This window comes from Caballeronia sp. LZ043 (assembly GCF_031451075.1).
Classification (GTDB): domain Bacteria; phylum Pseudomonadota; class Gammaproteobacteria; order Burkholderiales; family Burkholderiaceae; genus Caballeronia.
Genome location: NZ_JARUXT010000064.1, coordinates 1 through 515, shown reverse-complemented (window position 1 = coordinate 515; position 515 = coordinate 1). Strand labels below are relative to the sequence as shown.

The following is a 515-nucleotide window of genomic DNA, read 5'->3' as shown; positions in this document are numbered from 1 at the left end:
CAGATCGTCGCGGTCCCGGGCTCTGGTGCGCAGGTTCTACAGGCGCAGAATGGCGTCGCACAGGTGAATATCGCGAAGCCTTCGGGTGCGGGTGTGTCGCTCAATCATTACTCGCAATTCGACGTTCAGCGACAAGGCGCGATCCTCAATAACTCGCCCGCCATCACGCAGACGCAGCAGGCCGGATGGATCAACGGCAACGCCAACCTCGCGCCGGGCGGCTCCGCGCGTGTGATCGTCAATCAGGTGATGAGCCCTTCACCCTCCGCGATTCGAGGGTACGTTGAAGTCGCCGGGCCGCGCGCCGAGGTCGTTGTTGCCAATCCAAACGGTTTGATAGTCGACGGGGGCGGCTTCATCAACACGAGCCGCGCCATTCTGACCACGGGCACGCCGAACTTTGGGCCGAACGGGTCGCTGACGGGTTTCACGGTGAGTGGCGGCAACCTCGTCGTGCAAGGTGCGGGCTTGAACGCCGCCAACATCGATCAGGTCGACCTGCTCGCGCGTGCAAT

1 protein-coding gene is annotated in these 515 nt (G+C 63.1%); it reads left to right on the top strand.

Going from position 1 to position 515, the window contains the following annotated elements:
- A partial coding sequence (locus tag QCE64_RS37825) for a filamentous hemagglutinin N-terminal domain-containing protein (protein WP_310009524.1) occupies positions 1-515 on the top strand: 515 nt, incomplete at both ends.